4 protein-coding genes are annotated in these 4,209 nt (G+C 43.1%); all 4 read left to right on the plus strand.

Annotated elements, in window-relative coordinates:
- Nucleotides 1-1,711: apolipoprotein N-acyltransferase (gene lnt, locus WBA23_RS19670; RefSeq protein ID WP_424583988.1), on the plus strand; the 1,711-nt coding region annotated here is incomplete at its 5' end.
- Nucleotides 1,711-2,517, plus strand: coding sequence for an inositol monophosphatase family protein (locus WBA23_RS19675; protein WP_424583989.1), 807 nt, complete (start codon nucleotides 1,711-1,713; stop codon nucleotides 2,515-2,517). The genes lnt and WBA23_RS19675, both read left to right, overlap by 1 nt.
- A gap of 13 nt (nucleotides 2,518-2,530) precedes the next feature.
- Nucleotides 2,531-3,400, plus strand: coding sequence for a DMT family transporter (locus WBA23_RS19680; protein ID WP_424583990.1), 870 nt, complete (start codon nucleotides 2,531-2,533; stop codon nucleotides 3,398-3,400).
- Nucleotides 3,401-3,460: 60 nt separating this feature from the next.
- Nucleotides 3,461-3,985, plus strand: coding sequence for a DNA-3-methyladenine glycosylase I (locus tag WBA23_RS19685; RefSeq protein WP_424583991.1), 525 nt, complete (start codon nucleotides 3,461-3,463; stop codon nucleotides 3,983-3,985).
- Nucleotides 3,986-4,209 lie beyond the last annotated feature (224 nt).

Consider the following 4,209-nt stretch of genomic DNA (forward strand, 5'->3'; position numbering starts at 1 on the left):
CGAGGAACTTTATTCGAACTGGCTAACTACTTTGCAACTTCTACCGTTAAAGGAGAAATTGTTATTGTTGTTGACGGTAAACCTTAATTCGCCCTTGCCACCTAAACCCTACTATTTACTTCTGCTATCGCTCGCCAGTGGTTTGCTATTTTGGCTAGGCTGGCCTCCGTTCGCTTTTCCGTTCTTTCTATTCTTCGCTATCGTTCCACTTTTAGCCATTGAGAACTACTGCACCAGCAAAAACTACCGTCGTCCGGGGCGAGTATTTTTCGGCTACGCTTATCTCACCCTGTTTCTGTGGAATATTCTAACCACTTGGTGGGTTTACAATGCCACGTTAGCAGGAGCAATTTTTATGCTGCTGGCGAACTCGCTACTAATGACGCTACCCTGGCTACTGTACCGATTTACCAAACGAGCTACCGGAACGGCCTGGGGATTGTTTTCACTGGTGCTGTACTGGATGACGTTCGAGTACATTCACCTAAATTGGGACTTGTCTTGGCCCTGGCTCACATTGGGCAATGGCTTTGCGGCTCAACCCGCTTGGGTGCAGTGGTACGAATATACTGGCGTTTTTGGCGGTACGTTGTGGGTTTGGCTGGGAAATATTGCGGTGTATCAAGTATTCTTTACACCTACCGGAAGTCTATTGACTAAGCCTCAGTGGCGGTCTTTACTCTTCACTGTTATTTGGCTTTCGCTGCCTATCATCTATTCTTACATCACCTACTTTAGTTATGAGGAAACTGGGAAGCCGATAGAAGTAGTGGCTTTACAGCCTAATATTGACCCTTACACCGAAAAATTTGTCGGCAGCGAAAACTTCATTCCCTACGAAGAACAAGTTGCTCGGTTTATTGCTCAGTCGGAAGAAGCACTTACCCCAGAGACCCAGTTTCTGCTCTGGCCGGAGTCAGCTTTCGATGGGGCTTACTACGAACCTGATTTTATTTCTACTGAGATTTTTGAGAAGATTTTGGCATTTAACGAGCGTTATCCCGATTTGGCGTTAATCACCGGTATGACATCTTATGTTATTTACGGCAAAGATACCATAGCCCCAGCGACGGCTCGCTACGGGGAAAAATTAGGTTACTATGACGTATTTAATACTGCCCTGTTCGTTGATGAAAACGATACCGAAGTGTACTATCACAAATCGAAGTTGGTGCCCGGAGTTGAAATCCTACCCTACCCGCAAGTGTTCCGAGTAATTTCGGAGACAATTTTTGATTTGGGGGGTACCGCCGGAGGCTTTGGCCGACAAGCTGAACGGACAGTTTTGTATGATGCTGACTCAGTAGGAGTTGCGCCCGCAATTTGCTACGAATCTATCTATGGCGATTTTATGACTGAGTTTGTTCGCAATGGAGCTGAAGTAATTTTTATTATTACAAATGATGCTTGGTGGGGCAATACTCCCGGTTTTAAGCAACATTTGCAATATGCTTCGTTACGAGCTATTGAATCGCGCCGCAGCGTAGCCCGTTCGGCCAATACAGGTATTTCGGCGTTTATTACCCAGCGTGGTGATATTTTACAGCCTACCGAATACTGGGAGCCCGCCGTAATTCGGGAAACAATTTATGCTAACGAAGAAATTACTTTTTACGCTCGCCACGGCGATTATCTAGCCCGAACGGCTGCCTGGATGTCACCCTTGGTATTGCTGGCCGCTTTTGTAAAACGAAAAACCCACAAGTACTAATGTATCTCAATCACTTGCTAGAACAAACCCTGAACGCTGTTCGGAAAACCGGTCATTTTATTCTGGAGGAAAATCGAAAATTTTCTTCCGGAGATATTGAGTACAAAGGTAAAAACGACTTAGTATCGTACGTAGATAAAGAAGCAGAGAAGCAACTGGTTAAAAGCTTATCTGAAATTCTACCTGAAGCCGGATTCATTACCGAAGAAGGAACAGCTAATGTGGGAAGGGCCGATCGCTACAATTGGATTATTGATCCAGTAGACGGTACTACTAATTACGTGCATAACCTTCCGTTTTACTCCATCAGTGTAGGGTTAATGGAAGAGGACGAAATGATTTTAGGAGCCATTTACGAACCTAATCGTGACGAAATGTTTTACGCTACCAAAAACGGGTCAGCGTACCTCAACCAGCAGGAAATACGAGTTTCTTCGGTAGCTACGCTGGAAGAATCGTTATTGGCAACCGGTTTTCCCTATTCTAAATTTCGGGAGATGCCGGCCTACATTGATGTAGTACAGGACTTAATGCAGCAAACCCACGGCCTACGCCGGATGGGCAGTGCTGCGTTAGATTTAGCTTACGTAGCTTGCGGACGGTTTGAAGGTTTTTTTGAGTATAATCTTAAACCCTGGGATGTAGCGGCCGGAGCTCTTATTGTACAGCAAGCTGGTGGGTCAGTCACCACATTCACCGGAACCGATAACTACATTTTTGGGGGCGAGCTGGTAGCTGGTTGTGCTATTCGCTCCGATCTGATGGAGGTAGTTAAGAAGCATTGGTACAGCGGTAAGGATTATTGATAAAACAAGCGGTTTGACTTTTTCTCGAGGGGTGTGGTACATGGTGGTTTCGGTTTTCTTCTTCTCCTGTATGGGGTTGATGGTGAAACTGGTCGCGCATATTCCTTCTACCCAAGTGGTATTCTTTCGGTCGGCTATTTCCTTTCTGCTTAGTTTCTGGCTGCTAAAGCGGCAGGGCGTATCGGTTTGGGGTGTTCACCGAAAGCACCTAATTTTACGCGGTCTGTGCGGAGCGGTAGCTTTGATTCTATTTTACGAAACATTGCAGAAAATTCCGTTGGCTAGTGCCGTTACCATCGGTTTTCTTGCCCCAATTTTCACCACTATTCTGGGAATATTTATTGTAAAAGAACAAGTTAAGCCTGTTCAATGGCTGTTCTTTCTACTAGCCTTTGTTGGGGTAGTTATGGTGCAGGGCTTCGACCCTCGGGTGCAGTGGTTTTACCTAACAATCGGAATTATCGCTACCTTCTTTTCCGGTTTAGCGCAGAGCTTTATCCGTAAAATCAATACACAAGAACACCCACTCGTGATTATTTTTTATTTTCCACTAATAACCACTCCACTCAGTGGAGCATATTCCTTTTTCCACTGGGTACCGCCCCAAGGCTGGGACTGGGCTATTCTGATTGCCATTGGCTTGCTCACCCAATTTGCTCAGTTTTTTATGACCAAGTCAATTCAGTTAGAAGAGCTTTCTAAAGTCAGTATCATTCGCTATCTAAGTATTGTCTATGCGCTTATCTTCGGCTACATTTTCTTCGATGAAACTTATAGCATATTAGCCTATGCCGGAATGGGCCTCGCCATTTTAGGCGTAGTGGCCAACGTGTGGTACAAACAAAACCTTTCTAAAAAACCTAAAAATATTAAGGTGTTATAGTGTTCGTGTAACTTTGAACACCTGAACACCTGAACACCTGAACACCTGAACACCTGAACCATGACTTACTGCCAAGCCGTACGCCAAATGGATTCCAATAACCCCAATGTTCATTATCACAATCATGAATACGGCTTTCCTTTACACGACGATGATGAGCTTTTCGGGCGTCTGATTTTAGAGATTAATCAGGCAGGATTATCTTGGACGACTATTCTGAAGAAGAAAGATAATTTTCGTTCGGCCTATTCTAATTTCAACATTGATCAGATAGCCAACTATGGTGAAGGTGATTGGAATCGCTTGCTAAATGATGCCGGAATTATCCGTAACCGACTTAAAGTAAACGCAGCCATCTACAATGCCCAGCAAATTTTATCAATTCAAAACAATTACGGTTCATTCAAGAATTGGCTAGACCATCACCATCCACTATCAAAACCGGAATGGGTAAAAGTCTTTAAAAAACACTTTAAATTTGTGGGTGGCGAGATTGTAAATGAATTTTTGATGAGTACTGGATACCTACCGGGTGCTCACGAACCTTCTTGCCCTGTGTACGCTAAGCTGCAAGCTCTCAAATAGCAAGAAATTTTTCGGTGTATCGAGTAACGAACCCCCTGAATATTAATAAAGTAATACTTTTAAGCATAGAAACATCTCTATTATTTACTGATATTATATTATTTATTCAATAAAATATATAATTAAAATAAATTTATTGTAAATCATATTTGTAAATTTCCAAGCAATATGTAGTTTTAATAAATATTGTTAACAAAAACCTATAAATTAAGCCTCACTTTACT

The organism is Tunicatimonas sp., from assembly GCF_049647865.1.
Lineage (GTDB): Bacteria > Bacteroidota > Bacteroidia > Cytophagales > Cyclobacteriaceae > Tunicatimonas.